This is a genomic window from Bradyrhizobium sp. CSA112 (assembly GCF_029051645.1).
Classification (GTDB): Bacteria; Pseudomonadota; Alphaproteobacteria; order Rhizobiales; family Xanthobacteraceae; genus Bradyrhizobium.
This window is the reverse complement of the sequence record NZ_JAACFS010000001.1, coordinates 289,220-314,600: the sequence shown is the minus strand read 5'-3', so window position 1 is coordinate 314,600 and position 25,381 is coordinate 289,220. Positions and strand designations below refer to the sequence as shown.

24 protein-coding genes are annotated in these 25,381 nt (G+C 63.7%); 6 read left to right on the top strand and 18 right to left on the bottom strand.

Annotated elements, in window-relative coordinates:
* Positions 1-26 precede the first annotated feature (26 nt).
* Complete coding sequence (phnF, locus tag GWE18_RS01650; protein ID WP_275184064.1) at positions 27-755, top strand: phosphonate metabolism transcriptional regulator PhnF; 729 nt, start codon at positions 27-29, stop codon at positions 753-755.
* Positions 756-1,014: 259 nt separating this feature from the next.
* Here the strand turns inward: phnF and phnE (GWE18_RS01645) are convergent, their stop codons facing one another.
* The 4 genes from phnE (GWE18_RS01645) to phnC form a co-directional block, all read right to left on the bottom strand.
* A complete protein-coding gene (gene phnE / locus GWE18_RS01645; protein ID WP_275184063.1) occupies positions 1,015-1,863 on the bottom strand; it encodes a phosphonate ABC transporter, permease protein PhnE in 849 nt (282 codons plus the stop codon).
* Positions 1,860-2,744, bottom strand: coding sequence for a phosphonate ABC transporter, permease protein PhnE (gene phnE, locus GWE18_RS01640; RefSeq protein ID WP_275184062.1), 885 nt, complete (start codon positions 2,742-2,744; stop codon positions 1,860-1,862). Before phnE (GWE18_RS01640) ends, phnE (GWE18_RS01645) begins: the two co-directional genes overlap by 4 nt.
* Before the next feature lie 111 nt (positions 2,745-2,855).
* Complete coding sequence (gene phnD / locus GWE18_RS01635; RefSeq protein ID WP_275184061.1) at positions 2,856-3,791, bottom strand: phosphonate ABC transporter substrate-binding protein; 936 nt, start codon at positions 3,789-3,791, stop codon at positions 2,856-2,858.
* Between the two features lie 75 nt (positions 3,792-3,866).
* Positions 3,867-4,682 (bottom strand): phosphonate ABC transporter ATP-binding protein, encoded by an 816-nt coding sequence (phnC, locus tag GWE18_RS01630; protein WP_275184060.1) that lies wholly within the window; start codon positions 4,680-4,682, stop codon positions 3,867-3,869.
* A 193-nt stretch (positions 4,683-4,875) separates the two neighbouring features.
* On the opposite strand from phnC, the gene GWE18_RS01625 reads away from it, so the two are divergent.
* The 3 genes from GWE18_RS01625 to GWE18_RS01615 are packed head-to-tail and all read left to right on the top strand — an operon-like array spanning position 4,876 to position 7,447.
* Positions 4,876-5,538, top strand: a complete 663-nt coding sequence (locus GWE18_RS01625) for a DapH/DapD/GlmU-related protein (protein WP_275184059.1) — start codon at positions 4,876-4,878, stop codon at positions 5,536-5,538.
* A complete protein-coding gene (locus tag GWE18_RS01620; RefSeq protein ID WP_275184058.1) occupies positions 5,535-6,728 on the top strand; it encodes an alpha-D-ribose 1-methylphosphonate 5-triphosphate diphosphatase in 1,194 nt (397 codons plus the stop codon). The genes GWE18_RS01625 and GWE18_RS01620 overlap by 4 nt, the downstream gene beginning before the upstream one ends.
* Positions 6,729-6,748: 20 nt before the next feature.
* Positions 6,749-7,447, top strand: a complete 699-nt coding sequence (locus GWE18_RS01615) for a DUF1045 domain-containing protein (protein ID WP_275184057.1) — start codon at positions 6,749-6,751, stop codon at positions 7,445-7,447.
* A gap of 9 nt (positions 7,448-7,456) precedes the next feature.
* Here GWE18_RS01615 and GWE18_RS01610 read toward each other — a convergent pair whose 3' ends face one another.
* Genes GWE18_RS01610 through GWE18_RS01600 form a run of 3 tightly spaced genes read right to left on the bottom strand, consistent with a single transcriptional unit; the run spans position 7,457 to position 10,424 of the window.
* Positions 7,457-8,956 carry a tripartite tricarboxylate transporter permease gene (locus GWE18_RS01610; protein WP_275184056.1) on the bottom strand — a complete coding sequence of 500 codons (1,500 nt, stop codon included), beginning with the start codon at positions 8,954-8,956 and terminating at the stop codon, positions 7,457-7,459.
* Between the two features lie 27 nt (positions 8,957-8,983).
* On the bottom strand, positions 8,984-9,433 hold the full coding sequence (locus tag GWE18_RS01605; protein WP_275184055.1) for a tripartite tricarboxylate transporter TctB family protein: 450 nt from the start codon (positions 9,431-9,433) through the stop codon (positions 8,984-8,986).
* Positions 9,434-9,443: 10 nt separating this feature from the next.
* Complete coding sequence (locus GWE18_RS01600; RefSeq protein WP_057902055.1) at positions 9,444-10,424, bottom strand: tripartite tricarboxylate transporter substrate binding protein; 981 nt, start codon at positions 10,422-10,424, stop codon at positions 9,444-9,446.
* A 234-nt stretch (positions 10,425-10,658) separates the two neighbouring features.
* Here GWE18_RS01600 and GWE18_RS01595 point away from each other — a divergent pair, with 234 nt between their 5' ends.
* Together GWE18_RS01595 and kdgD are read left to right on the top strand one after the other, a co-directional pair.
* Positions 10,659-11,585 (top strand): LysR family transcriptional regulator, encoded by a 927-nt coding sequence (locus GWE18_RS01595; RefSeq protein ID WP_275184054.1) that lies wholly within the window; start codon positions 10,659-10,661, stop codon positions 11,583-11,585.
* Between the two features lie 63 nt (positions 11,586-11,648).
* Positions 11,649-12,599 (top strand): 5-dehydro-4-deoxyglucarate dehydratase, encoded by a 951-nt coding sequence (kdgD, locus tag GWE18_RS01590; RefSeq protein WP_275184053.1) that lies wholly within the window; start codon positions 11,649-11,651, stop codon positions 12,597-12,599.
* Positions 12,600-12,792: 193 nt separating this feature from the next.
* Here kdgD and mmsB read toward each other — a convergent pair whose 3' ends face one another.
* The 11 genes from mmsB to ytfQ all read right to left on the bottom strand — a co-directional run bounded on the left by mmsB (position 12,793) and on the right by ytfQ (position 25,172).
* On the bottom strand, positions 12,793-13,974 hold the full coding sequence (gene mmsB / locus GWE18_RS01585) for a multiple monosaccharide ABC transporter permease (RefSeq protein WP_275184052.1): 1,182 nt from the start codon (positions 13,972-13,974) through the stop codon (positions 12,793-12,795).
* Positions 13,971-15,533, bottom strand: a complete 1,563-nt coding sequence (mmsA, locus tag GWE18_RS01580) for a multiple monosaccharide ABC transporter ATP-binding protein (RefSeq protein ID WP_275184051.1) — start codon at positions 15,531-15,533, stop codon at positions 13,971-13,973. The genes mmsB and mmsA overlap by 4 nt, the downstream gene beginning before the upstream one ends.
* An 88-nt stretch (positions 15,534-15,621) precedes the next feature.
* Positions 15,622-16,695, bottom strand: coding sequence for a multiple monosaccharide ABC transporter substrate-binding protein (gene chvE / locus GWE18_RS01575; protein ID WP_275184050.1), 1,074 nt, complete (start codon positions 16,693-16,695; stop codon positions 15,622-15,624).
* A gap of 135 nt (positions 16,696-16,830) precedes the next feature.
* Positions 16,831-17,715 (bottom strand): SMP-30/gluconolactonase/LRE family protein, encoded by an 885-nt coding sequence (locus GWE18_RS01570; protein ID WP_275184640.1) that lies wholly within the window; start codon positions 17,713-17,715, stop codon positions 16,831-16,833.
* A gap of 14 nt (positions 17,716-17,729) precedes the next feature.
* The gene (locus GWE18_RS01565) at positions 17,730-18,869 is read right to left on the bottom strand and encodes an aldose epimerase family protein (protein ID WP_275184049.1); all 1,140 of its coding nucleotides are present in this window, start codon (positions 18,867-18,869) and stop codon (positions 17,730-17,732) included.
* Entirely contained in the window at positions 18,866-19,798 is a 933-nt protein-coding gene (locus GWE18_RS01560) for a Gfo/Idh/MocA family oxidoreductase (protein WP_275184048.1), read from the bottom strand. Before GWE18_RS01560 ends, GWE18_RS01565 begins: the two co-directional genes overlap by 4 nt.
* Positions 19,795-20,574, bottom strand: a complete 780-nt coding sequence (locus tag GWE18_RS01555) for a FadR/GntR family transcriptional regulator (RefSeq protein WP_275184047.1) — start codon at positions 20,572-20,574, stop codon at positions 19,795-19,797. The genes GWE18_RS01560 and GWE18_RS01555 overlap by 4 nt, the downstream gene beginning before the upstream one ends.
* The gene (yjfF, locus tag GWE18_RS01550; protein ID WP_275184046.1) at positions 20,571-21,554 is read right to left on the bottom strand and encodes a galactofuranose ABC transporter, permease protein YjfF; all 984 of its coding nucleotides are present in this window, start codon (positions 21,552-21,554) and stop codon (positions 20,571-20,573) included. Before yjfF ends, GWE18_RS01555 begins: the two co-directional genes overlap by 4 nt.
* Positions 21,551-22,534 carry an ABC transporter permease gene (locus GWE18_RS01545; protein WP_275184639.1) on the bottom strand — a complete coding sequence of 328 codons (984 nt, stop codon included), beginning with the start codon at positions 22,532-22,534 and terminating at the stop codon, positions 21,551-21,553. The genes yjfF and GWE18_RS01545 overlap by 4 nt, the downstream gene beginning before the upstream one ends.
* On the bottom strand, positions 22,534-24,078 hold the full coding sequence (locus GWE18_RS01540; RefSeq protein ID WP_275184045.1) for a sugar ABC transporter ATP-binding protein: 1,545 nt from the start codon (positions 24,076-24,078) through the stop codon (positions 22,534-22,536). Before GWE18_RS01540 ends, GWE18_RS01545 begins: the two co-directional genes overlap by 1 nt.
* A 128-nt stretch (positions 24,079-24,206) precedes the next feature.
* Positions 24,207-25,172, bottom strand: coding sequence for a galactofuranose ABC transporter, galactofuranose-binding protein YtfQ (gene ytfQ / locus GWE18_RS01535; protein ID WP_275184044.1), 966 nt, complete (start codon positions 25,170-25,172; stop codon positions 24,207-24,209).
* Between the last annotated feature and the right edge of the window lie 209 nt (positions 25,173-25,381).

Sequence of the window (25,381 nt, the reverse complement as noted above, 5' to 3'; positions counted from 1 at the left end):
TTTTTCCCGATGCCCCGTTTTGTTCCATGAGCGTCCAGGACACGCCCTCTGGCGTCGCGTTGTGGCGGCAAGTCGCCGACGGCATCGAGCGCGGCATTGCCGACGGCCGCTTTGCTGCCGGCGAAAAGCTGCCGGGCGAGATCGAGATCGCCGAGAGCTATCGGGTCAACCGCCACACGGTGCGCCGGGCGCTCGCCACGCTCGCCGAACGCGGCCTGGTGCGCGCCGAGCGCGGCAGCGGCACCTATGTCGAGACCCGGCGCCTCGCCTATCCCCTGCGCTCACGCACGCGGTTTTCCGAAATCGTCGGGGCCGGCGGCCGGGAGCCGCGCGGCCAGTTCATCGACGCAACCGAGGAAGCCGCCACGCGCGAGGTGGCGCGAGAACTCGGGCTAAAGACCGGCGCGCCCCTGATCCGGATCGAATCGGTGCGGCTTGCGGACCGCGCGCCGATCTGCGTCAGCACCACTTGGCTCTCGGCAGAGCGCTTCCCCGACGCGGGGCGCGTCTTTGCCAATGTGCGCTCGATGACCAAGCTGGTCGCGCATTACGGCATCCGGGATTTTCGCCGTGCCTCGACCCGGATCACTGCCGGTATCGTGGATGCGACCGACGCCGCGCGGCTGGACCTCGCGCTCGGACGTCCCGTGCTCGTGGTCGACAGCACCGATGTCGATACCGACGGCAAGCCGCTGACAACCAAACGCTCGCGCTTTGCCGCGGAACGCGTCGAGTTTTTGGTGGAGAATAGTTGATGGTTTGTAGGGCAAAGCGACTTGTCCGCCGTAGCTCAACGAGCGAAGGCGGAAGCGTGCCCACCATCTGCTAGACCTCATCCTGAGGAGCGCGTCTTCGCGCATCTCGAAGGATGAATGGCACCGGCCGGGTCACACGGTTCTCCCGGCGATGCGAAGCATCGTCCGGAGACGGCGCGGAGCCTGTCATCGGGCCGCGCTACGCGCGGACCCGTTGGCGCCTCCTCACCATGAGGGTCCGATAATCGCTACGCAATCATCAAGCGACCGCCCGCTGTCCGATGATGGCAAAGCGCAGCTTGCCCGAGATCCAGTCGATCGCAGCGACCGCGACCAAAATCATCAGGATCAGGAACGAGACTTTCTGCCACTCCAGCACCCGGATTTGTTCGGCAAGCTGCAGGCCGATGCCGCCGGCACCGACGATGCCGATGATGGTGGCCGAGCGGGTATTCGATTCGATGAAATAGAGCACCTGCCCCGCGATAACCGGCAGCACCTGCGGCATCAGGCCAAAGCGTATCTCATGCAGCGCGTTGCCGCCGGAAGCCCTGATGCCCTCGACCTGCTTCCCGTCGGCAGCTTCGATGGCCTCGGAAAACAATTTGCCGAATGCACCGAAATCTGCCACCGCAATCGCCAGCACGCCGGCGAACGGCCCGAGGCCGACGACGTTGATCCACACCAGCGCCCAGATCAGCGTGTCGACGCCACGGATGGAATCGAGGAAGCGACGCACTGGAAAACGAAGAAGCTGCGAAGGAATGATGTTGCGCGCCGCCAGCAGGCTGACGGGCAGCGCCAGAATCGCAGCGATGGTGGTGCCGAGCACTGCGATCGATAGCGTCTCGCCGAGGGCTGCGAGATAAGCGGGCAGCGATGAGCCGGGATCAGGTGGAATCATCATCACCGTGATCCAGCCGAGCTGGCTCAGGCCCGACATCAGTTTGGCCGGCGAAAAACCGAGATCAACTAACCCGAACACGAAGATCGCGAACACAGCCAAAATCATCGCCGGCATGGCGAGGCGCGCCGATGCGGGCCGGTCGAAGACGTCAGGGTATTTGCTCCGGAGCGCGTCTGTATCCGGTTTCGGCAACTGGCTCATGCGCGAGCCTCCTTGCCGAACAGTTTTCCACGCAACCAGCCGGTCGTGATATCGATGGCGAAGACGGTGACGATGATGGTGACGAGGATCGCGCTGACGTCGGAGTAATAGAACTTGCGGATCGCGACGACGAGCTCCTGCCCGATGCCGCCGGCGCCAACAAAACCCATCACCGAGGCCTCGCGAACATTGATCTCAAAGCGCAGCAGCGCGTAGCTGGCATAGCCGGCCGTGACCTGCGGCAACACCGCAAAGCGCATGCAAGAGAGCCAGCTTGCGCCGGTCGAGCGCACACCCTCGAGCGGTTTCATGTCGGCGTTCTCGACGATCTCGGAGAACAACTTTCCTAGCGCGCCCGCGGAATGCACGGCGATTGCCAGTACGCCCGCCATCGGCCCGAGGCCGAAAGCGATGACGAAAATCAGCGCAAAGACGATACCGGGAACGGTGCGCGCGAATTCGAGGAGACGCCGGATGACGAACCGTAGCCATGGCGCGGGCGAAGTGTTTTGCGCGGCGAAGAAATTCAGCACAAAGGCAAGGACCGCGCCGATCAGGGTGCCGACATAGCTGATGAGAATGGTCTCGCCGAGCATCTTGAGCCACTTCTGCCAGCCCCAGAACCATTCACCGAAATTGGTCCATACCCGCGTGCCGTCTTCCAGGGTAAGGATGCGGTCGAAATAGCTGACGAAGTTGCCGAAATAGGTGAAGAGCGTGCGCAGATTCACTTCCGCGCCGATAGCTGCGATAATCAACGCGGCGAAGAATACTACCGCTGCCAAACTCGCCTTCAAGCGCTTGCGCGCGACCGCCTTGCGATAGGTATCGTTGAGTACCGCAAGTTGCTGGTCTGGAAGGATGGATATGGCATTTGCCATCGGGATCACTGTGTCCAGGTGCTTAAACAGAAGGGGTGTTAAACAGGACGGGTGTTAGACAGAAAAAGGCCGGGTCGCTTGGACCCGGCCAGACTCGTCTCGGTATATTGATCAGGACGCCTTCTTTTTACGCAACGCATCGACGAACTTGATCAATTCGATTGTGGCGTCCCAATCCTTGGTCGTGGCCGGGTTAAAGCCCTTCTTCTGACCGTCGGACAGACGGTCGAACGCAGCCTTGTCTTTGGCCGGCGCTTCGGTGAACGCCTTGGCAATTGCGGCCTTCAGATCGGCCGGAAGGTCCGAATTATAGGCGTAGGGTCCGTTGATGATCGGGGCCGATTTGTGGATGATCCGGAAGTCGTCCTTCTTCATCGGCGATCCGTCGGCATTCTTCAGCATGCCCTTGCGCAGCATCTGGGCGAGCCTGGAATCGTCCTCGTTGGTCCATTCATTGGCCGCAACCTCGACGGTGCCCTGCGCCAGCGCCAGCATGGCGTTCTCGTGGCTGCCGGTGAAGACCACCTTGCCGAAATGGCCATCGGCGTCGGAGATGCCGAGCTTGTCGAGCTCGAAGCGCGGTACGTTGTTGCCCGAGGTCGAGTTCGGATCGACCAGGCCAAGGTTCTTGCCCTTCAGTTGATCGATGTTCTTGTAGGGGCTCGACGCCTTGACGAAGAACACCGAATAATAACCGGTCGAGCCGTCGGCGTTGATGTCGTTAGCGAAGGCGTCGGTCTTGACGCCGGTCAGGCGAGCGCGGGCAAACGATGCCGAGCCGTAGCTGGCGATATGGATGTTGCCGGCGCGCTGGCCTTCGATCACGGCGGCGTAGTCATTGGCAATGCGCAGCGTGACCTTCACGCCGAGTTCCTTGGATAGATGGGCGACGAACGGCGTCCAACGCTCGGTCACGCCCGAGGCGTTTTCGGCCGGCACCACCGCAAAAGTCAGTTCCGGATATTTGCTCTTCCAATCCTGCGCTGATGCGGAAGCGGTAAACGCCAGCGCGACCGCGCCGGCCAGAACGATACGACGAGTGATCATGGTGAGCCTCTTGTTGTGGTTACGCCTCTTCGCCGATTGCGGGCTTGCAACGGCGACCCTGTACCGAAGTGAAACTCAGGCTGCGGCAGCCGTGCCGAGTTCAGGCACTGCGGCGCCGCCGGGCACCTGCGCGGGTGCGGTGCCCATAACGTCGTTGGCTTCGAGATCGTAGAGTTCGCGCGCGATCCGATCGGTCAGTGTCTCCGGTGCGCCATCGAACACCACGCGCCCGGCCGCCATGCCGATCAGACGGTCACAGTAGTTCCGCGCCAGGTCGAGCGAATGCAAGTTGCAGATCACGGTGATCCCGAAATGCTTGTTGATGCGCAGCAGCGCATCCATCACGATGCGCGTGTTGCGGGGATCGAGCGAGGCGATCGGCTCGTCGGCCAAAATGATGTCGGGCTCCTGCACCAGCGCGCGCGCGATCGCGACGCGCTGCTGCTGGCCGCCGGAAAGCTGATCGGCGCGCTGGGCCGCGATCGCGGCCATATCGAACTGCTCCAGCGCCGACATCGCCAGCGCCCTGTCCTCTTCGGGCCAGAGCTGCGTCAGCGAGCGCCAGGACGGAATTTCGGCCAGCCTTCCCATCAACACGTTGGTCAGGACGTCGAGCCGGCCGACCAGATTGAACTGCTGGAAGATCATCGCCGAGCGCGCACGCCACTGGCGCAAATCCTTGCCGCGCAGCGCAGTCACGTCGACGCCTTCGAACAGGATGCGCCCCTCGGAAGGTTCGGCGAGACGGTTGATCATCCGAAGCAATGTCGACTTGCCGGCGCCGGAACGGCCGATCACACCGACGAAACTGCCGGGCTGAATCGAGAATGACGCGTTATCTACTGCGGCCTTGGTGCCGAATCGACACGTCAAACCATCTACCACCAGCATGCACTGCTCCAGAGTTCCGGTCGTAGAGCATCGCTAGCGGCTCGATCTTACAGTTGTGTGACACGGGTGCTGCGGTGCGGCGTTCGTCCACAGCGATGGCTCGCGTCACGTATCCGTCATGATCCTGTCATCAGGCGCATCGAAGACGAGCGCACGCCCATGATCTTCCTCGATTGCGGATGGACCCCTACCGATGGCCGGCAAAATGCTTTCCACTGAACCGGCCATGGACCCAACCGCGTCGGTACGAGACTGCCAGCTTGGCGCCTACACCGAAGTCGGCGCCCGGACCATACTGCTTGAGGTTACGATGGCGGATTATTCTTACGTCGTGAACGACTCGCAGATCACCTACACCACGATCGGAAAATTCTGTTCGATCGCGGCAATGACGCGGATCAACCCTGGCAATCATCCGATACATAGGGCTTCGCAGGCGCATTTCACCTACCGCGCCAGCAGTTATTTTCCTGGCGAGAGCGACGATGCCGAATTCTTTGCATGGCGGCGCGAACATCACATCCATATCGGCCATGACGTCTGGATCGGTCATGGCGCAGTCATTCTGCCCGGCCGTTCGATCGGCACCGGCGCGGTGGTCGCTGCCGGCGCCATCGTGACCAGGGATGTGCCCGCCTACACAATCGTTGCGGGTAATCCGGCTCGGCCGATCAAGCGACGGTTTCCGGAATCCATTGCCGGCCGGCTTGCAGAGCTCGCATGGTGGGACTGGGACCACGAAATGCTTCGCCGCGCCCTGCCCGATTTCCGCAAGCTCGATGTCGAGGGCTTTCTCGAGAAGTACGAAGCTACCGCATCGAGCCGTTCCAGTTTCAACCAGAGTGCTGCATCGTGACCGAACTGTTCATTGAAGGTGGCCGGGCCCTGCTCGGCCACGAGATCCTCGAAACCACGTTGCGGATTGCCGGCCGCGAGATCGTTGCCGTGGGTACGGACAACAGCCATAGCTCGCCCAGCATCGACGCCGACGGACTGCTGGTGCTGCCGGGCATTGTCGATCTGCATGGCGATGCCTTCGAGCGACAGATGATGCCGCGCCCCGGGGTTGATTTTCCGATCGACGTAGCGCTGATCGACAGCGACCGGCAGGCGATCAGCAACGGGATCACGACCGTCTGTCACGCCACAACCTGGTCCTGGGAGCCTGGCCTGCGCAGCGCAGACAATGCGCGGAAATTGCTGGAGGCGATCGAGCAGATGCGGCCGCAGCTCGCCGCCGACACCCGCTTCCATTTGCGCCACGAGACCTACAATCTCGATGCAGAAAGCGAAATCATCGACTGGCTGGCGGAAGGCCGCGTCGACCTGTTCGCATTCAACGACCACATGGACTCGACCGTCGCCAGCCTCGCCAACCCGCAGAAGCGCAGCCGAATGGTCGAGCGCACCGGCCTCACCAATGAGGCGTTCGATCGCCTGGTGCAAAGCGTGGTCTCCCGCAGCCACGACGTGCCGGCTTCGATCGCCCGGCTGGCAGAGGCCGCGCGTACGGCGAACATCCGGATGCTCTCGCACGACGACGAAAGCCCGGCGATGCGGCAGGCCTTTCGTGCGCAGGGCGTTGCCATCGCCGAATTTCCCGTCAACGAGGAAACCGCCCGCGAGGCTGCCGAAGCTGGCGACTTCATCGTGTTCGGCGCGCCCAATGTCGTGCGCGGCGGCAGCCACACCGGCTGGACCAAGGCGTCCGACATGATCGCCAAGGGCCTGTGCTCGGTGCTGGCATCGGACTATTATTATCCGGCGCCGCTGCTGGCGGCCTTCCGGCTTGCGGCAGACGATGTGCTGCCGCTGGCAGCAGCGTGGCAATTGATCTCATCGGCGCCGGCGCGCGCGGCCGGCCTCGCCGATCGTGGCCTGCTCGCTGCGGGACAGCGCGCCGACATCATCCTCGTCGATGACACGGTGTCGTCGCGGCCGCGAATCGTCGCTGTCATTGCCGCGGGACGTCTGGTCCATCTGACGGAGGCACACCGTCTCGTCCGTTCGTTCGTCGCTCCCCGCAAGGCAGTTGCAGCCGCGTGAGGCAGCCCTATTCTGGCGCGATGGCAAATTACCCCCGTTACGCAATCTATTACACCTCAGCGCAAGGCAGCGCGCTCGACCGGTTCGGCGCGTCGCTGCTCGGTTACGACGCCTATGGCGGTGACGAACTGCCCTTCCCGGACGGCGTCATGCAGACGGTCCCGGACTGGCGCGACCTGACGCATGATCCCCGCAACTACGGCTTTCACGCCACGCTGAAGGCGCCGATGGCGCTGGCCGACGGCAAGGCCGAGGCGCAGCTCGCCGCGGCATGCGAATTGTTCGCCGATCTGGTCCGGCCTGTGCCGGTGATCCAACCGGTCGTCGATTCGATCAGCGGTTTCATCGCGGTGATTCCGGCCGAGCCGTCGGAAGAGCTCGAACTGCTCGCCGCCGACGCCACCAAGGCGTTCGATTCATTTCGTGCCCCCCTTGGCCCGGAAGATCGTGCGCGGCGAAATCCGGCGGCGCTGACGCCGCGGCAGCGCGATTATCTCGACCGATGGGGCTACCCTTACGTCTTTGAAGAATTTCGCTTCCACATGACGCTGACAGGACGGCTTCCCGCAGAGCGGCGCGAGCAGGTTGTGGCAATGCTGCGCAGCAGGTTTTCAGCGACCGGCATCGGGCCGCTCGCGATCGACGCGATCGCCCTGTGCCATCAGGAAAATCCGAACTCGCGGTTTCGGGTCATCGGCCGCTGGCCATTGCGCGGCTGACGCCGGCCCTCATTCCGCCAGCGCTTCTTTCCGCGTTTTCAGTATTTCCGGCGACAACAGCGCCAGCAACAGAATGGCGACAACGCCGAGGATGACCGCGCTGATCGGCCGCGACAGAAAGACGGTGAAATCGCCGTCCGCGAGCAGCATCGCGCGCCGGAAGTTTTCCTCAAGCTGCGGACCGAGCACGAGACCGAGCAGAAGCGGCGCCGGCTCAACGCCGACCTTGATGAAGAAATAACCGATCAAGGCACAACCCATCATCAACCATACGTTGAACAGGCTGTTGGCGATGCCATAGGTGCCGATGCAGCAGAACAAAACGATCGCAGGAAACAGCAGCCGATAGGGAATTTTCAGCATCGAAACCCAGAGGCCGATCAACGGGAGGTTGATCACCAGCAGCATCAAATTACCGACCCACATGCTGGCGATGACGCCCCAGACGAGCTTGGGTTGCTCGGTCATGATCTGCGGACCGGGCTGGATGCCCTGCATCATCAGCGCGCCGATCATCAGCGCCATCAGCGCGTTGGCGGGAATGCCGAGCGTCAAGAGCGGAATGAAGCTGGTCTGGGCGCCGGCATTGTTGGCAGCCTCCGGACCGGCGACGCCCTCGATGGCGCCCTTGCCGAAGCGCGAGGGATCGCGCGCCAGCTTCTTCTCCAGCGCGTAGGAGGAGAACGGCGGCAGCGCGGCGCCGCCGCCGGGCAGCACGCCGAGTACAGAGCCCAGCGTCGTGCCACGCACCATCGCTGGAAAGGCCGCCCGCAGGTCCTTCCCGCTTGGGATCAAGCTGCGGATCGACTGGCTGACGACGCGGCGCTCTGCAGGTCTCTCCAGATTGGCGATGATTTCGCCGAGCCCGAACAGGCCCATCGCGATCGGCACGAAATCAAGACCATCCGACAAAGCGGGGATGCCGAAGGTCATCCGCGCAACACCCGAGCTGACATCAATGCCGACGAGACCGAGCAGCAGTCCCAGCAGCACCATCGCCAGCGACTTGGCGACCGAGCCGTGCGCGAGGACAACGGCTGCAATCAGGCCGAGCACAAGGAGGCTAAAATATTCGACCGCAGTGAATTTGAGCGCCAGCATCGACAACGGCACGCTGAGGAGCGCGATCACGATCGTCGCCACCGTGCCGGCAAAGAACGAGGCGATGGCGGCGATGGCGAGCGCGGTTCCGGCCTTGCCCTGCTTGGCCATCTCGTGACCATCGATACAGGTGACGACCGACGACGTCTCGCCCGGCACATTGACCAGGATGGCAGTGGTCGAGCCGCCATATTGCGCGCCGTAGAAGATGCCGGCCAGCATGATCATCGCGCTGGCGGGCGACAGGCCGAAGGTGAAAGGCAGCAGCAGCGCCACCGTCGGAATCGGGCCAATGCCGGGAAGCACGCCGATCGCGGTGCCGATGACCACGCCGATCAGGCAGAACATCAGATTGTTGAGTTCGAGGGCCGTCGAAAGACCCATCAGCAGATTGTTGAAGAGTTCCATATGCGTCTGCCTGCGAAGCCCGCCGCCCTAGCGCGGCCAGATCGGGATCGGCAAGCCCAGCAACTTGACGAACAGCAGCGCCGCGGCGCCTGAAAGCACGACGGCAAACGCCACGGTCTCGACCAGCCGCCCTTCCCGCGTGGCGAAGCTCGCAAGGATCACGGCGACGACGGAGGCGATTGCAAGGCCTAGCCGCTCGGCCGTCAGTGCGAAAACACCGACAGAAGCCAGAATCGCAAGCAGCGGCCGCAACTGAACGGGCGCGATGCCGACGCGCATGCGCCAGAGCCCGCGCCCGCTGAAGAAGAGACCGAAGCCCATAAGTGCGAGCGCGACGACGCGGGGCATGTAGCCCGGCCCCATATCGGCCGCGTGGCCGATCACCAGGTTGCGCGTGGCGACGAGCGTACCCGCCGCCACCGCCACCAGAAACAGGCCGAACAGCAGATCCTGCAGGTCGATCCGGGAACGCGTCATCGTCCCGCCCTCAGCTGCCCTTGATGCCGGCCTCGCGGATGATCGTGCCCCAACGTGCCGTCGCATCCTTAAGCCAGTTGCGGAACTCCTCCGGCGATTGGGCCTTCACGACGCCGCCCTGCTCGGCGATCTTCTGCTGAATTTCGGGCATCTCCAGGATCTTGCGGATTTCGGCATTCAATCGCGCGACCATGGCCGGCGGCGTTCCGCCGGTGGTCAGGATGCCTTGCCAGGTCCCCGCATCGCCGCCGGGCAGGCCCGCCTCCTTGAAGGTCGGCAGATCGGGAGCCGACGCAACCCGCTGCTCGCCGGTAACGGCAAGTCCGACGAGTTGCTTGTTCAGCACGAACGGCAATGTCGCGGTGGCGCCGTTGATGATCACGCCGCTCTCCCCGGATACGACGGCGCGCGAGGCCGCTGCCCCGCCCTTGTAAGGAATATTCTTCCACTGAATTCCGAGTTCCTTTGCCATCAGCACGGCCGTGATGTGATTGGCGCCACCGACGCCGGAATTGGCGACGGTGAGCTTGTTCGGATTGGCCTTGGCGTATTCGATCAGCTCCTTCGTTGACTTCGCCGGAACCGATTCGTGGACGGCCAGGACGTAGGGGCCGAACATCACCATGGAAATGGGCGCAAGGTCCTTCTGAACGTCGAACGTGAGATCGGAAAACAGGCTGGGTGCGGTGGCAAGCGAACCGACATCCATCAGCAACAGGGTGTGGCCGTCAGGCTGCGCCTTGGCGACGGCGTCGGCCCCGAGATTGCCCGCTGCGCCGGGCTTGTTCTCGACCACGACCGACTGCCCGATAGCGGCGGATAGCTTTGGGCTGATCAGGCGGGCGAGAATGTCCGAGGTGCCACCGGGGGCGAAAGGCACGATCAGCCGCACGGGCCGCTCGAAATTCTGGGCCCCGGCCCCGCTTGGCGCCAGGGCAAACACCGAAAGCACTGCGGCCGCGATCGCCCGGGCGAGAGATGGCATAGACATCGGTCTTCCTCCGTTTCAAAGCGCACTTCAGCGCGTTCCCGCCGTTTCGCCGGCAGGCTGCAGGCCTTCGAGGCCGCGTTGAGAGAAATGATAGGTCATGGGCAGGGTCGCACATGAACTAGTCTGCGGATAGATCGATACCTTTTTTGGATGGATCGGCCGCGCATCTGCCGGTAGAAGTCGGACATCCGGCCGGTCACCGGCCCCTCGTCTCAAGTTGAAAATACGGGTTTCATGTTTGAGTTGAGCCAGTTGCGCTGCTTCGTTGCAGTTGCAGAAGAGCTGCATTTCGGGCGCGCGGCGCTGCGGCTGAACATGACCCAGCCGCCGCTGAGCCGCCAGATCCAGATTCTCGAACGTGTCCTCGATGTGACGCTGCTGGAGCGCAGCAACCGGGCCGTCAGACTGACGCCCGCGGGGCAGCGATTTCTGACCGACGCGCGGCATCTCCTCAAGCTGGCGGAAAGCGCGGCCGTACTGGCCCGGCGGATGGCGAACGGCAAGGCCGGTTCGATCAATATCGGCTTCACTGCGACATCCGCCTATAGCTACGTGCCGGCGCTGGTAGCGGCCTGCCGGCGCGAACTGCCCGATGTCGAGATCTCGCTGAAGGAAATGGTCTCCAGCGACCAGCTCAAACGGCTCGATTCCGGCGAGATCGATATCGGCCTGCTCCGCCCTCCAATCCCGCGCGGCAATCTTGATGCCTTCCGCGTGACGGCAGAGCCGCTGATCGCGGCGCTACCGAGCAAGCACCCGCTGGTGCAGGCTCCCCAATTGCGTCTGGAGGATCTCACAGGTGAGCCCTTCATCATGTATGAGCCCTACGAAGCGCGCTATTTCCACGATCTCCTGGTCGAGCTGTTTTCACGCGCAAATCTGGTGCCGAACCATGTGCAGCATCTCGCCCAGATCCATTCGATCCTTGCCATGGTGCATTCCGGCGTCGGGGTCGCCCTGGTCCCCGAGGCAGCGCTGAATCTCCATTTCAGCGGCGTGGTGCTGCGTCCCGTCCTGATGCAGTGGCAGCGGCCGGCCGAGTTGTTCTTTGTCCGGCGCGGCGACAATGACAATCCGCTCCTTCCCGTCATTGCCGGCGTCGCGCGAAACCTGGCCGCTCAGGCCGGCTCGATCCAATCAATGGATCGATCGATACAGTGATTGGTCTCCGTCTGTAGCCATCTTGCATTAATCCTTCGGCGTAAGCCGCTGAAGGATCAGAGCATGAGCAGGATGACCCCCAAAGAGATGGCCAGCCGGATCGGCAATGGCCTGCTGTCGTTTCCAGTCACGCCGTTTCGGCCCGACAACGTGTTCGACGAGATCCGCTACCGCTCCAATCTCGACTGGCTGTGCGGCTATGAGGTGGCGGGCCTCTTCGCTGCCGGCGGCACCGGCGAATTCTTCTCACTCAGTCCCGCCGAGGTCGCGAAGGTGGTGGCAACGGCCGTGAGCCAGACCAAGGGACGCGTGCCGGTCCTCGCCGGGATCGGCCACGGCACGACGATGGCGACCCAGCTTGCCATTGCGGTCGAAAGCGCCGGGGCCGATGGGGTGCTGCTGCTGCCGCCCTATCTGGTCTTCTCGGAACAGGAGGGGCTGGCGGCCCATATCGAGGCGGTGTGCAACGCCACAAAGCTCGGCGTCATCGTCTACAACCGCGATAATGCGATCCTGAACGAGGATACGCTCGAGAGACTGTGCCAGCGCTGTCCCAATCTCGTCGGCTACAAGGACGGCATCGGCGACATCGAGCTGATGACGCGTATCCATCTGCGCATGGGCGACCGGCTGACCTATATCGGCGGACTGCCGACGGCCGAGACCTTTGCACTGCCCTATCTGGAAATGGGCGTAACCACCTATTCCTCTGCAGTATTCAACTTCGTTCCGCAGTTCGCGACCAAGTTTTACGCGGCCGTGCGCCGCCGCGACCGCGAGACGGTACAGGCAGGGCTGCGCGACTTCATCCTTCCCCTGATCGCGATCCGCAATCGCAAACGCGGCTATGCCGTCTCGATGATCAAGGCCGGCATGAAGGTGATCGGGCGCGACAGCGGCCATGTCCGTTCGCCGCTGACGGACCTGACGCCGGCCGAGACCGAGGAGCTGGCGGCGCTCGTCGCGCGTCTCGAGACCAGCGAGTTCGCGAAGCGGGAACTGGCGGCGGCCTAGATGTGATCGATCTCGTGTCCCGGACGCAGTGCAGACACCCTTCGGCGGTACACCGCAGGGCCCAGACACAAAATCGCGAAAACAACCCCATGCAAAGTAGAATGGCCCCGGCTCGCAGCACTCACGCCGCTTGCGTCCGGGGCACGAGATGATCCGTCGTCATGGCCCAACCTAATCCTGCTCTAGCCCGCCGCTATCGGCGCTGGTTGTAGACGTCGAGGCAGACGGCGCCGAGCAGCACCAGCCCCTTGATCACCTGCTGGTAGTCGATGCCGATGCCAAGGATGGACATGCCGTTGTTCATGACCCCCATGATCATGGCCCCGATCACGGCCCCGCCAACCTTGCCGACACCGCCATAGGCGGACGCTCCGCCGATAAAACAGGCCGCGATGACGTCGAGCTCGAAACCAGCCCCGGCCTTCGGCGTCGCCGTATTGAGCCGCGCGGCGAATACGAGGCCGGCCAGTGCCGCCAGCACCCCCATGTTGACAAAGGTCAAAAATGTCAGCCGTTCGGTCTTGATGCCGGACAGGCTCGCGGCCCTGGCGTTGCCGCCAATGGCGTAGATGTGGCGGCCAACCACTGTGCGGGTGGTGACGAAAGCATAGAGCCCGATCAGCGCCGTCATGATCACCAGCACGTTGGGCAGGCCGCGATGCGAGGCGATCAGGCCGGCGAAGAACACGATCACGGCGAACAGCAGCGCGCTCTTGGTTACGAAGAATCCAAAGGGCTCCACATCGATGCCGTGCGAGGCCTGCCGCGCCCGGTTCTTCGCACTGGTATAGACCAGGGCCACCGCCAATACCGCACCGATCAATAGCGATGTCGGATAAAGCGTGCCGGCGCCGGGAAACAGTTCGGGGATGAAGCCGGAGGACAATTTCTGGAAGGTCGGCGGAAACGGTCCGACCGACTGGCCCGCCAGGATCGCGAGCGCAAGCCCCTTGAACACCAGCATGCCGGCCAGCGTCACGATAAAGGACGGGATCTTGAAATAGGCAACCCAATAGCCCTGTGCGGCGCCGATCAGCGCGCCCACGAGCAGGCAGGCGAGGAAAGCCAGCGGATAGGCAACGTGATAGCGCACCATCAGCACCGCCGCGACGGCGCCGACGAAGCCCGCGACCGAGCCGACCGACAGGTCGATATGGCCGGTGACGATGATCAGCAGCATGCCGAGCGCCATGATCACGATGTAACTGTTCTGCAGCACCAGATTGGTCAGGTTCAGCGGCTGCAGCAGCGTGCCGTCGGTCATGACCTGAAAGAACAGCATGATCGCAAACAGCGACAGCAGCATGCCGTAATTGCGCAAATTGTTCTTGATGAAGCCGGTGTGCACGGGCAGCGTAACCGTCTTGTCGGTCATGGCCGCAGATCTCCCCGAAGTACCTTCTTGTCTATTTGCTTGTTACGCATGATGGCGCGCATGATCCTTTCCTGCGTGGCCTCGGCGGCGGCGAATTCTCCGACAAAGGCGCCGTCATTCATCACGCAGATGCGGTCGCAGACGCCGAGCAGTTCCGGCATTTCCGACGAGATCATCACCACCCCCTTGCCCGCCTCGGCAAGCTCGTTGATGATACAATAGATTTCATATTTTGCCCCGACATCGATGCCGCGCGTGGGCTCGTCGAGGATTAATACTTTCGGGTCGGTCATCAGCCATTTCGACAGCACCACCTTCTGCTGGTTGCCGCCGGAGAGCTGGCCGGTCTCCTGATAGACGTCGGAACAGCGAATCCGCATCCGGTTGCGGTAGTCGTTCGCAACGCGCAGCTCGGACATGTCATCGATCATGCCTTGCGGCGCCACGCGGCCGAGGCTCGCCAGCGTGATGTTCTTGCGGACGTCGGCATCAAGGATCAAGCCGAGCTGCTTGCGGTCCTCAGTGACGTAAGCGAGACCGGCATCGATCGCCGCCGCTACGCTCGACAGGTTAACTTCCCTGCCATCGAGCCAGATGCGTCCGCTGATCCGCTCTCCCCAGGCGCGACCGAACAGGCTCATGGCGAATTCGGTACGGCCGGCGCCCATCAGCCCGGCGATCCCAACCACCTCGCCGCGCCGGACCTCGAAATCGACGCCCTTGATAACCCGGCGATCTCTGTGCAATGGGTGATGCACCGTCCAGTCCTGCACGGCGAAGACCGGTGCGCCGATGGTTGCGCTGCGTTGCGGAAAGCGATGCGCAAGGTCGCGATTGACCATGCTTCGGATGATCCGGTCCTCTTCCACCGGCTCGGCCCTGCAATCGATGCTGTCGACCGTACGGCCGTCGCGCAGCACCGTGATCCGGTCGGCTACGCGAGCGACCTCCGACAGTTTGTGCGAGATCAGGATCGAGGCGATGCCCTGGGCGCGGAAGGCAAGCAGCCGGTCCAGCAATGCAGCGCTATCGTTTTCGTTCAGGCTGGCGGTCGGCTCGTCGAGGATCAGCAATCGTACCCTCTTGGACAAGGCCTTGGCGATCTCCACCAGTTGCTGCTTGCCGACCCCGAGGTCCGTCACCAGCGTATCGGGCAAATCTGTGAGGCCGACCTGGGCCAGCAGTTCCTGGGTGCGGCGGTAAACCGCGTCGCGGTCGATCACGCCGAGACGCGAGGGCGGATGCGACAGGAAGATGTTCTCCGCGATCGACAGCAGCGGAATCAGCGCCAGTTCCTGGTGGATGATGATGATGCCGAGGGCTTCTGAATCATTGACGTCGCGAAAGCGCCGCTCCTCGCCGTCGAATATGATGCTGCCCTCATAATCGCCGTGGGGGTAGACGCCGCTGAGAACCTTCATCAGGGTCGACTTGCCGGCGCCGTTCTCGCCGACCAGCGCGTGGATCTGCCCCGCCTCCACCGTGAAGTTGACGTCGCGCAGGGCCTGAACCCCGGCAAAACTCTTGCTTACGCCGCGCATTTCGAGAATTGCGGTCATCGCGTCATTACATCCATCATCTGTCCACCCCGCAGCGATCGGATAAGGCAGGTGACGGCGCCGGTCATCGCCGGCGCCGCCGTCCTGCTTAGTCGAACTGCGAACGCTTGTAGTAACCGCCGTCGATCAGCACCTTCTCCCAGTTGCTCTTGTCGACGACGACGGGCTTCAGGAGATAGGACGGTACCACCTTGACGCCATTGTTATAGGTCTTGGTGTCGTTGACGGTCACTTCCTTGCCGCTGAGCGAGGCGTCCACCATGTCGGCGGTGACGCGGGCGAGATCGCGGGTATCCTTGAAGATGGTCGAATACTGCTCGCCGCGTTGCATCGACTTGATCGAGGGCACCTCGGCATCCTGGCCGGAGACGATCGGCATCGGCATGTTGCCGCTGCCATAGCCGACGCCCTTCAGCGACGAAAGAATGCCGATGGAGAGGCCGTCATAGGGAGAGAGCACGGCATCGACCCGCTTGCGGCCGTAGAACGCACTCAACAGGTTATCCATGCGCGCCTGGGCCGTGGCGCCGTCCCAGCGCAGGGTCGAGACCTTGTCCATGCCCTTCTGGCCGCTGCCGATCACCAGCTTGCCGTTGTCGATATAGGGCTGCAGCACCGACATCGAGCCGTTGTAGAAGAAGTAGGCGTTGTTGTCGTCCGGCGAGCCACCGAACAATTCAATGTTGAAAGGCCCCTTGCCTTCCTTCAGCCCGAGCCCCTGCTCGATCGACTGCGCCTGCAGCACGCCGACCTGGAAATTGTCGAAGGTGGCGTAGTAATCGACATTGGGCGTGTCACGGATCAACCGGTCATAGGCAATGACCGTGATCCCCTTGGCCTTGGCCTGCTTCAGCACGTCGGACAGCGTGGTGCCGTCGATCGCCGCAATCACCAGCACCTTGGCGCCTTTGGTCACCATGTTCTCGACCTGCGAGAGCTGGTTCGGAATGTCGTCCTCGGCATATTGCAGATCGGTGCCGTAACCGCGCTCCTTCAAAATCTTCACGATGTTGTTGCCATCGTCGATCCAGCGTGCCGAGGACTTGGTCGGCATGGCGATGCCGACGGTTCCCTTGCTCTGGGCGAAAGCGCCGGTCACGGCCGTTGCGGCCATGGTTGCTGCCAGCGCCAAGGCCGACAAAGTGGTCTTCAGACTAGTCATGCTTCACTCCCTTTGATCATCGAGGATCTATGGTTCCTGGATCGTCAGGCCGCTGAGTGCGGCTCTTGAAACTCAATCATTCTGCGCGTTTGGCTGCTGCGCCTCATCTTCCTCCATCAAGCCATTGCAACTCCATCAAGCCATTGCAAGTTTTACGTCCGGTTCAGGCCGGCCACGCGCTGCAACATCGAGCACGAACGTGCGACCATGATCGGGATCGGCGCGTTTCGCTTCCTCCGCCATCCCTTGCCACGCCGAGGTAACAAGCAGACGTGAGAGATCCTGCCCGATAAAAACAGGACAACTCGCCTGCCGTGCAGGAACGCGGAGGCTGCGCAGGTGCTCGCCTTGCGGGCTGTAGACATCGATGCAGCCGCCGCCCCAGCGCGCATTCCAGATCAGTCCGTCGGCATCGACCACTGCGCCGTCGATGCCGCCGCCTCCCCGCCGGGTGATCAGCGCGGCGGGGGCACCGCGCGGCAGGCCCGTCGCTGCGTCGAGACCGACGCGGAACAGCACATTCTCCCTCGTGTCCGCGAAATAGCCGACGGCTCCGTCCGGCGAGAAGCAGATCGCGTTCGGGATCGTGATGCGATCATAGAGACGCGACAGCTCACCGCGATGCAGCGCATAGATGGCGCCCTGTCCGCGCTCGGCCTGGCGACCCATGGTGCCGATCCAGAAGGTGCCGGACGGATGAACCCGGGCATCGTTCGAACGCGTTGCGGAATTGTCGGCTTCTAGCGGACGGTACAGCGACATCCGTCCATCCGCCGGCTCGCGAATATAGAGGCCGTCATCCGCAACGAGAAGCTGACGATGCGCGTCGATCCGCCCAAGCGCGCTGCCCATCACGTCGAGGGAATGGATCGTGGTGCGCCCGGTGTCGAGCCGCGCCTCGAACAGCCGGCGTTCGAGGATATCGAACCACCAGGCCGTGTCGGTAGCGGCGTCATAGGTCGGGCCCTCGCCAAGATGACACCGCTCGCCGCAGAGAACAGTGGTCGGCACTTCTTCCATCTCGCAGTCACCGCTCATCGCCCTGCTCCCTCAGGCAACTCTACCACGGATTGTGTCTCGATTGCGCCGCGATTTGCATGCGTAAAGCGGTACAGTGTGGTGTGGCGATAGACCTCGCCCGGCGTAAGCCGCGCGGTCGGGAAGTCAGGCCGATTGGGCGTATTGGGCCATGCCTGCGGCTCGAGGCAGATGGCGTCGGACTGCCGATAGAGGCGGCCGCCCTTGCCGGCGGTGGTGCCGTCGAGGAAGTTTCCGGAATAGACCTGCAGGCCGGGCTGGTTGGTAAACAGTTCGAGCACGCGGCCGGACGTCGGCGCTGCGAGCCGCGCCGCAAAGCGGGGCTCGCCGCGTGCCGGCGCGAGGCAGAAATTATGATCGTAGCCGCGGCCTACGCGCAATTGCGGATGGTCGTTGCGGATCCTCGCGCCGATTTCGACGCCGTCACGAAAGTCGAACGGCGTGCCGGCGACCTCGCTAGGTGGCTGCGGCAACGGGATCGCGCCGCTATCAATAGCGAGGAAATGATCCGCCGCCACAGTGAGGTGATGATCGAGAATGTCTCGGCCCGAGCACGCACCGGCCAGATTGAAAAAGCTGTGGTTGGTGAGATTGACCACGGTGGGGCGATCAGTCCGCGCCGTCATGTCGAGCCGGAGCTCCATCGGCCCGGTCAGACGCCAGGTCACCTCCACTTCCAGCGCGCCGGGATACCCCTCCTCGCGATCGGCGCTGGTATGGGCAAGGGTCACGGCCGGCTGATCGCCATTATCGATCCGGACAATACGCCAGTTACGGCGATCGAAGCCCTCCAGCCCGCCATGCAACGCATTGGCCCCGTTATTTGCCGCGAGTTGCACCTTGGCGCCGTCGAGCACAAAGCGCGCGCCGGCAATGCGATTGGCATAGCGCCCGACCGTCGCGCCGAAGAACTGCCGGCGGGCGAGATATCCCTCGAACGCATCATGCCCGAGCACGATGTCGTCACGACGTCCGTCCACATCCGGGACCAGCAATGCCTGCAAGCTTGCGCCATAGGTGATGATGCGGGCTTCCAATCCGTCGGTGCGCTGCAAGACAACGCGCTCGACGTCGGAGCCGTCAGGCAGGACGCCGAAGCGGGAACGCGCCACGGAAGCGACGGACGGAACGTTCATGGCTCGTCCTCGAACGGCTCGACCGTGCGGCGTCGCCCCAGCAGGAACGCGTCGGCTACGAGCTGAAGCGGCGCGAGATCGACGTCGGCCTCGCCGGTCGCGCAGAGTTCGCGGAACCGGCGATAGAGCCCGGCATATTCGGCCTCGGCGGCATCGACGAGCTCAATGCCCCCTGCCCTCAACCTCGCCCCGCCCATAGACAGGGTGACCGGGCCACCATCCGTGTCGAGATCAATGTCCCAGCTCTGCGGGCCGGTCTGGCGGAAGTCGAACTCGGCAGTGATCTTCAGCCCCTGCGCATCGCTCAGCACAAGGTTGGCTGCGATCGGCGCGTCGCGGTTGGCGGGGAACGCGAGATTGGCCGACGTCACGAATAATGGCTGCGGCAAAATGCGCGTCAGGATCGAAAGTGCGTTGATGCCGGGGTCGAACACGCCGAGCCCGCCCGGCTCAAATATCCAGGCCTGTCCCGGATGCCAAACCCGCACGTCTTCCTTCCAGGTAATTTTGACTGATGTGACCTGCCGGCCGGCCAGCAATTGCCGCGCCGGCTCGACGGCCGGAGCGAAGCGGGAGTGCCACGTAGCGAACAGCGTGCGCTGTGCTGCCCGCGCGGCGGTCACGAGCGGATTGATTTCAGCGACCGTCGCGCCCGGCGGCTTTTCCAGCATCACATGCTTGCCGGCGGCAAGCGCCATCGCCGCCTGCGCGTGACGAACCTGCGGCGGAGTACACAGCGCCACCGCGTCGATTTCCGGGCCGTCGCGCAGGAGTTCATCGAGCGTCGCCGCATGCGGCACGCCGGGAAGCGAGGCGTTGCGGCTGGCGACGGCAACCAGTTCCACGCCTTCAGTCGCGGCGATCGCGGGCACATGCTGGTCGCGTGCGATCTTGCCAAAGCCGACGATGGCGACGCGAAGCGGGCTCATGATTGCTCTCCGGACTCAACGGTTGTGGAGATCGCAGGCGCAGCGCCGGACGATGCCGGAGCTTCCTCATGGCGGCGCAATCCATTGTGGATCACCTCGGTCATGGCGGCCGTGGCTGCCTTGGCATCGCCGCTGGCGATCGCATCGACAATACGCTGGTGCCACAACAGCACCGTCTCGCGGTCCTGCGTTTCGACCGGCGCGCTGAGCAGGAACGAGGCGCGCAACGCCGCCTCGATGACGTTGCCGATCGAACGCATGAACAAATTGCCGGAGGCGTTGGCGACGGCCAGGTGCAGGGCAAGATCGCCGTCAGCAAAACCAACGGAGTCGGAGGCCTCCGCCCGCATTCGCGCCATGCTCCGATTGAGTTCGGCGATGTCGGCCTCCGAGCGGCGGCCGGCCGCGAGCGCAGCGGCGCGCGGTTCGACGGCGAGCCGGATTTCGGCAAGGTCGTTAAGAAAGCGCCGGTCGATGCCGGCATCGAGATGCCAGGCCAGCACGTCGGCGTCGAACATGTTCCAGGCGCCGCGCTCGCGCACCACCGTGCCGACCCGCGCTTTGGTCGTGAGCAACCCCTTCGCAACCAGGGTTTTGACGCTCTCGCGCAACACCGGCCGCGAGACGCCGAACATTGCCGTGAGTTCGGCATCGCCCGGCAGGCGGCCACCTTCGGCGTAGCGGCCGGCAATGATGTCGATGCCGATGCTGCGGGCAACCTCGGCGTGGTTGGAATGCGCGCGCCGCGTCGGGATGACGACAAGCCGGGACGTCATGATTTGTGGACTCCTGCCTTGCGAGGGCCGGCGCGGCGGGCGATGCCCAGCATGGCCTGCTGCAGGGCGATGAAAGCGAAAAGCAGGATACCGGTCACGATCTTGGTCCACCAGCTCGACAAGGTTCCATCGAAATTGATGTAGGTCTGGATCAGGCCCTGGATCAGCACGCCGAGCAACGTGCCGACCACCGACCCCTGGCCGCCGGTCAGCAAGGTGCCGCCGATCACCACAGCCGCGATGGAATCGAGTTCGACACCGACGGCCGACAGGGAATAGCCTGCCGCAGTGTAGAAGGAGAACACAATGCCGGCGAGCCCGGCAAGGACGCTCGACAGCATATAAATGCGCACCGTCATGGATCCGACCGGGATGCCCATCAGGGCCGTGGTCGTGCGGCTGCCGCCGAGCGCATAGACGTTGGCCCCGAAGCGGGTGAAATGCAGGAGCACGGCTCCCGCGGCGACGACCGCGAGCATGATAAGGGCAATGGCGGTGAGCCGGCCTCCACCGGGTGGCCGCACGGCGAAATCCGACACCGTCGAATAGAGCGGCGCTGATATCGGCGTCGATTCCGTCGACATCAGGAAGCTTGCGCCGCGGGCGAGGAACATGCCCGCCAGCGTGACGATGAACGGCGGCATGTCGAATACGTGGATGACCGCGCCCATTGCCGCACCGAAGGCAGCGCACAGCAAGAGGATCGCGGCGAAGGCGACGAGCGGTGGCAAGCCGAGGCGCTCGATCGCCAGCGCGACGAACACGGTGGTGAAGCCGATCACCGAGCCAACCGACAGGTCGATGCCCCCGGAAATGATCACGAAGGTCATGCCGGCGGCGACGATGCCGAGAAAGGCGTTGTCGGTCAGCAGATTGGCCGCCACGCGGGTGGAAGCGAAATTAGGAAATTGCACCGTGCAGAGTGCAAACCCGACGACAAAAACCATGGCCGTTATCGCGACCGGCGGCAGCCTCCTCATTGGCGAGCCCTCCCCAGCACGACTCCGACGTTAGCGAAGCGCGGCGACTGCAGCAGCAGAACGACCAGCACAACAGCCGCCTTCACCACGAGATTGAACTCCGGCGGATAGCCCGACAGCAGAATGCCGGTGTTCATGGCCTGGATGATCAGCGCGCCGACCATCGCCAGCACCAGGCTGAAGCGCCCGCCGAACAGCGAGGTGCCGCCGATCACCACCGCAAGAATCGCATCGAGCTCGAGCCAGAGCCCGGCATTGTTGGCATCCGCGCCCATGATATCGGCGGCGGCGATGACGCCGGCGAGCGCCGCGCAGAGGCCGCACCAGACATAGACCGCAAGGATCATGCCGCGCGTACCGATCCCGGCCAGTTCGCTCGCCCGCGCGTTTCCGCCGGTCGCCTCGATCAAGAGGCCGAGCGCAGAGCCTCGGACCACCGCGCCGGTGACGATCAACATGCCGAGCACGACCACGACCGGCGCCGGCACACCGAGCACGGCGCCGTTTCCGAGCCAGACCAGGTCGGGCGCGGTGAAGGTGACGATCCGGCCCTCGGTAATGAGCTGCGCGACGCCCCGCCCCGCCACCATCAGGATCAAGGTGGCGACGATCGGCTGGATGCCGAGCACCGCAACGAGAAAGCCGTTCCACAGCCCGCATAGCAGCCCGGCGCCGAGCGCTGCGGCAAGCGCCAGCGGCAGACCGTGTGCGTCGGCAAGGCTTGCGGCAATCGCGCCTGATATCGCCATCACGGCGCCAACCGACAGGTCGATGCCCCTCGTAGCGATGACCAGCACCATACCGAGCGCAAGCAGCGCGACAGGCGCGCCGCGATTCAAGACGTCGATCAGGCTGCCGAACAGCCGCCCGTCCTGCATCCGCAGATCGAAGAATTGCGGCGAGACGGCCCGGTCGACCGCAAGGATCACCAGCAAGGCGATGATTTGGGCAAGGCCACGGCTTTGCAGCAGTCTTGACATCATGGCTGCCCGGCTTCCGCACCGGCGCTGCCGGCGACAGCGATCGCTGCCAGAATATTGGAGATGTCGATGGCATCCCCTTCCAACTCATCGACATGGGCACGATCGCGCAGCACGACTACCCGGTCCGAATAGGTCACGATCTCGTCGAGCTCGGACGAGATCACCAGCAGCGCCAGGCCGTCGTCGCATAGATCTCGGATCAGGCGGATGATCTCGGCGTGGGCGCCGACATCAATGCCGCGGGTCGGCTCGTCGAGCACCAGCAGGCGCGGCGCCGTGGCGAGCCAGCGGGCGAGCAGCACCTTCTGCTGGTTGCCGCCGGACAATAGCCCGATCGGACGCTCCGGCTCCGGCGGGCGGATGTCGAGCAGCCCAATGAAACGCATCGCGATCCCTTCCTGCTCGGAGCGGGACAGCGGCTTTGCAAGGCCGCGCTTGGCCTGCAGCGCCAGCACGATGTTTTCGCGCACGGTGAGATCGGCAATGATGCCCTCGGTCTTGCGCTCTTCGGGGCAATAGCCGAAGCCATGGGCGACGGCGTCGCGCGGCGATTGCAGCCGGACCGGCTTGCCGTCGACCGTGGCGCTGCCGCTGTCAGCGCGCTCGGCGCCGAACACCAGCCGTGCAGTTTCGGTGCGCCCCGATCCGAGCAGGCCGGCGAGCCCAACCACTTCTCCGCGGCGAAGCGCGAGATTGAACGGCGCAACATAGCCTGCCTTGCCATAGTCCTCGAAGCGCGCGCAGATCTCTCCCACCTGCCGCGCATGCGCCGCCGTGCGCTCGCTGGTCGTCTCGGCGAGTTCGCGGCCGAGCATCATTCGGATCAATTCGATCCGCGGCAGTTCGGCAGTCGTCCGCTCGCCGATCAACCGGCCGTTGCGCAGCACCGTGATGCGGTCGCAGATCTCATAGACCTGGTCGAGAAAATGCGTGACGAAGATGACGCCGATTCCGCGCTGCGCGAGCTTGCGCATGACAGCGAAAAGGATCTCGACCTCATGGCGATCGAGGCTCGCGGTCGGCTCGTCGAGGATCAGCACCTGCGCCGACTGGTCGACGGCGCGCGCGATCGCGGTGATGTGCTGAACCGCAACCGAATAGTTTCCAAGGGGTTCAGCGACGTCGATATGCAGATCGAACTCGGCAAGCAGCGCGGCGGCGCAGCGGCGCATCTCGGCCTCGCGCACCAGACCGAACCGCGTCGGCTGTCTGCCGAGATAGAGGTTCTGCGCCACCGACAGGTTCAGGAGCAGATTGACCTCCTGATAGACGGTCGCAATCCCCGCATCGACTGCTGCCTTGGCCGAGCGCGGCGCGACCTCGACGCCGCCGAGGCGGACGATGCCGGCATCGCGCGGGAAGACCCCGGTCACCGCCTTGATCAGGGTGGACTTGCCCGCGCCGTTCTCGCCGAGCAGCGCGTGAATTTCGCCGGCCCGCAAGGTGAAATCCACCTCCTGCAGGGCGCGCAGCGTGCCAAAACTCTTGCTCAGCCCGCGCACCTCCAAGAGAGCGGGGCCAGGGTCGGAAATTGCATTCATGCCGACATCACTCCCACCGACGTTCGCGTCGAACGCGAATGTCCGGCATGTTCACCTTACGCGTCGGATTCGTCGAGAAGGCTCTCGCCGCCGGGCCGTGCTGGACCCGGCGGCGTGATGCCGGCCGCTCAGTAGCCGAGGCCCTTCTTGCTGTCGTAGATCTTCTGCGGATCATCGGCCGCCGTGTAGAGCTTCGATTCCGTCTGGATCCATTTCGGCGGCACGGTTCCCTTGGCCTTGTAAGCCATGATGGCGTCCAGCGCCGGACCTGCCATGTTCGGCGTCAGCTCGACGGTGGCGTTGGCCTCCCCGGCCGCGATCGCCTTGAAGATGTCGGGCACCGCATCGATCGATACCGTCAGGATGTCCTTGCCCGGCTTGAGGCCGGCTTCCTTCATCGCCTGGATCGCGCCGACCATCATGTCGTCGTTATGGGCGTAGACCGCGCAAATCGTCTTGCCGCCGCCTTCGGCCTTGATGAAGCTTTCCATCACCTCCTTGCCCTTGGCGCGGGTGAAGTCGCCGGTCTGGCTGCGCACCACCTTGAGGTTGGCGTTTTTGGCGACGACGCTGTCAAAACCCTTCTTGCGGTTGGTCGCAACGCTCGCGCCGACCGTGCCTTGTAGCTCGACGACGTTGCATGCCTTGCCGGCCACGGCCTTCGCCAACCATTCGCCGGCGACGGCGCCTTCGTGCACGCTGTCCGAGGTGACGGCGGTGAGATAAAGCTCCTTGCCCGACGGATCGATGTCGCGGTCGAGCAGCACGACCGGAATCTTGGCTTCCTTCGCCTCCTTCAACACCGCGTCCCAGCCGCTCGACACCACAGGCGCGAGGAAGATCGCGTCGACCCCTTGAGCTATGAAAGAACGGATCGCCTTGATTTGGTTCTCCTGCTTCTGCTGGGCGTCGGCGATCTTGAGCGTGACCTTGCGCTTGGCGGCCTCCGATTTGGAGACGGACGTCTCCGCCGCCCGCCAGCCGGATTCGGATCCGATCTGGGAGAAGCCGACGGTGAGTTCAGCGGCGGTTGCCGGAAGTGAAAGCGTGATGGCGACCAGGGCGGTGGCCGCAAGGAGGGCTTTGGAGGTCATGAGGCGCGTTCTCCCAAAATGTTGTTCAGGGTGCCTGCATGCCCGAATTCGGTATCGAGGCACCTTTTGAGCTGTCCATTGGCGGCAGCGTGGGCAATATTTCACGGAAGATCGGCCCTGACTAGTAATATTATTTGACTAATCGGTTCCGGCTGACGCCGTCGCCAAGCCAGGATTAATTCCCCCATACGGCCGGATATCGAGCGCGT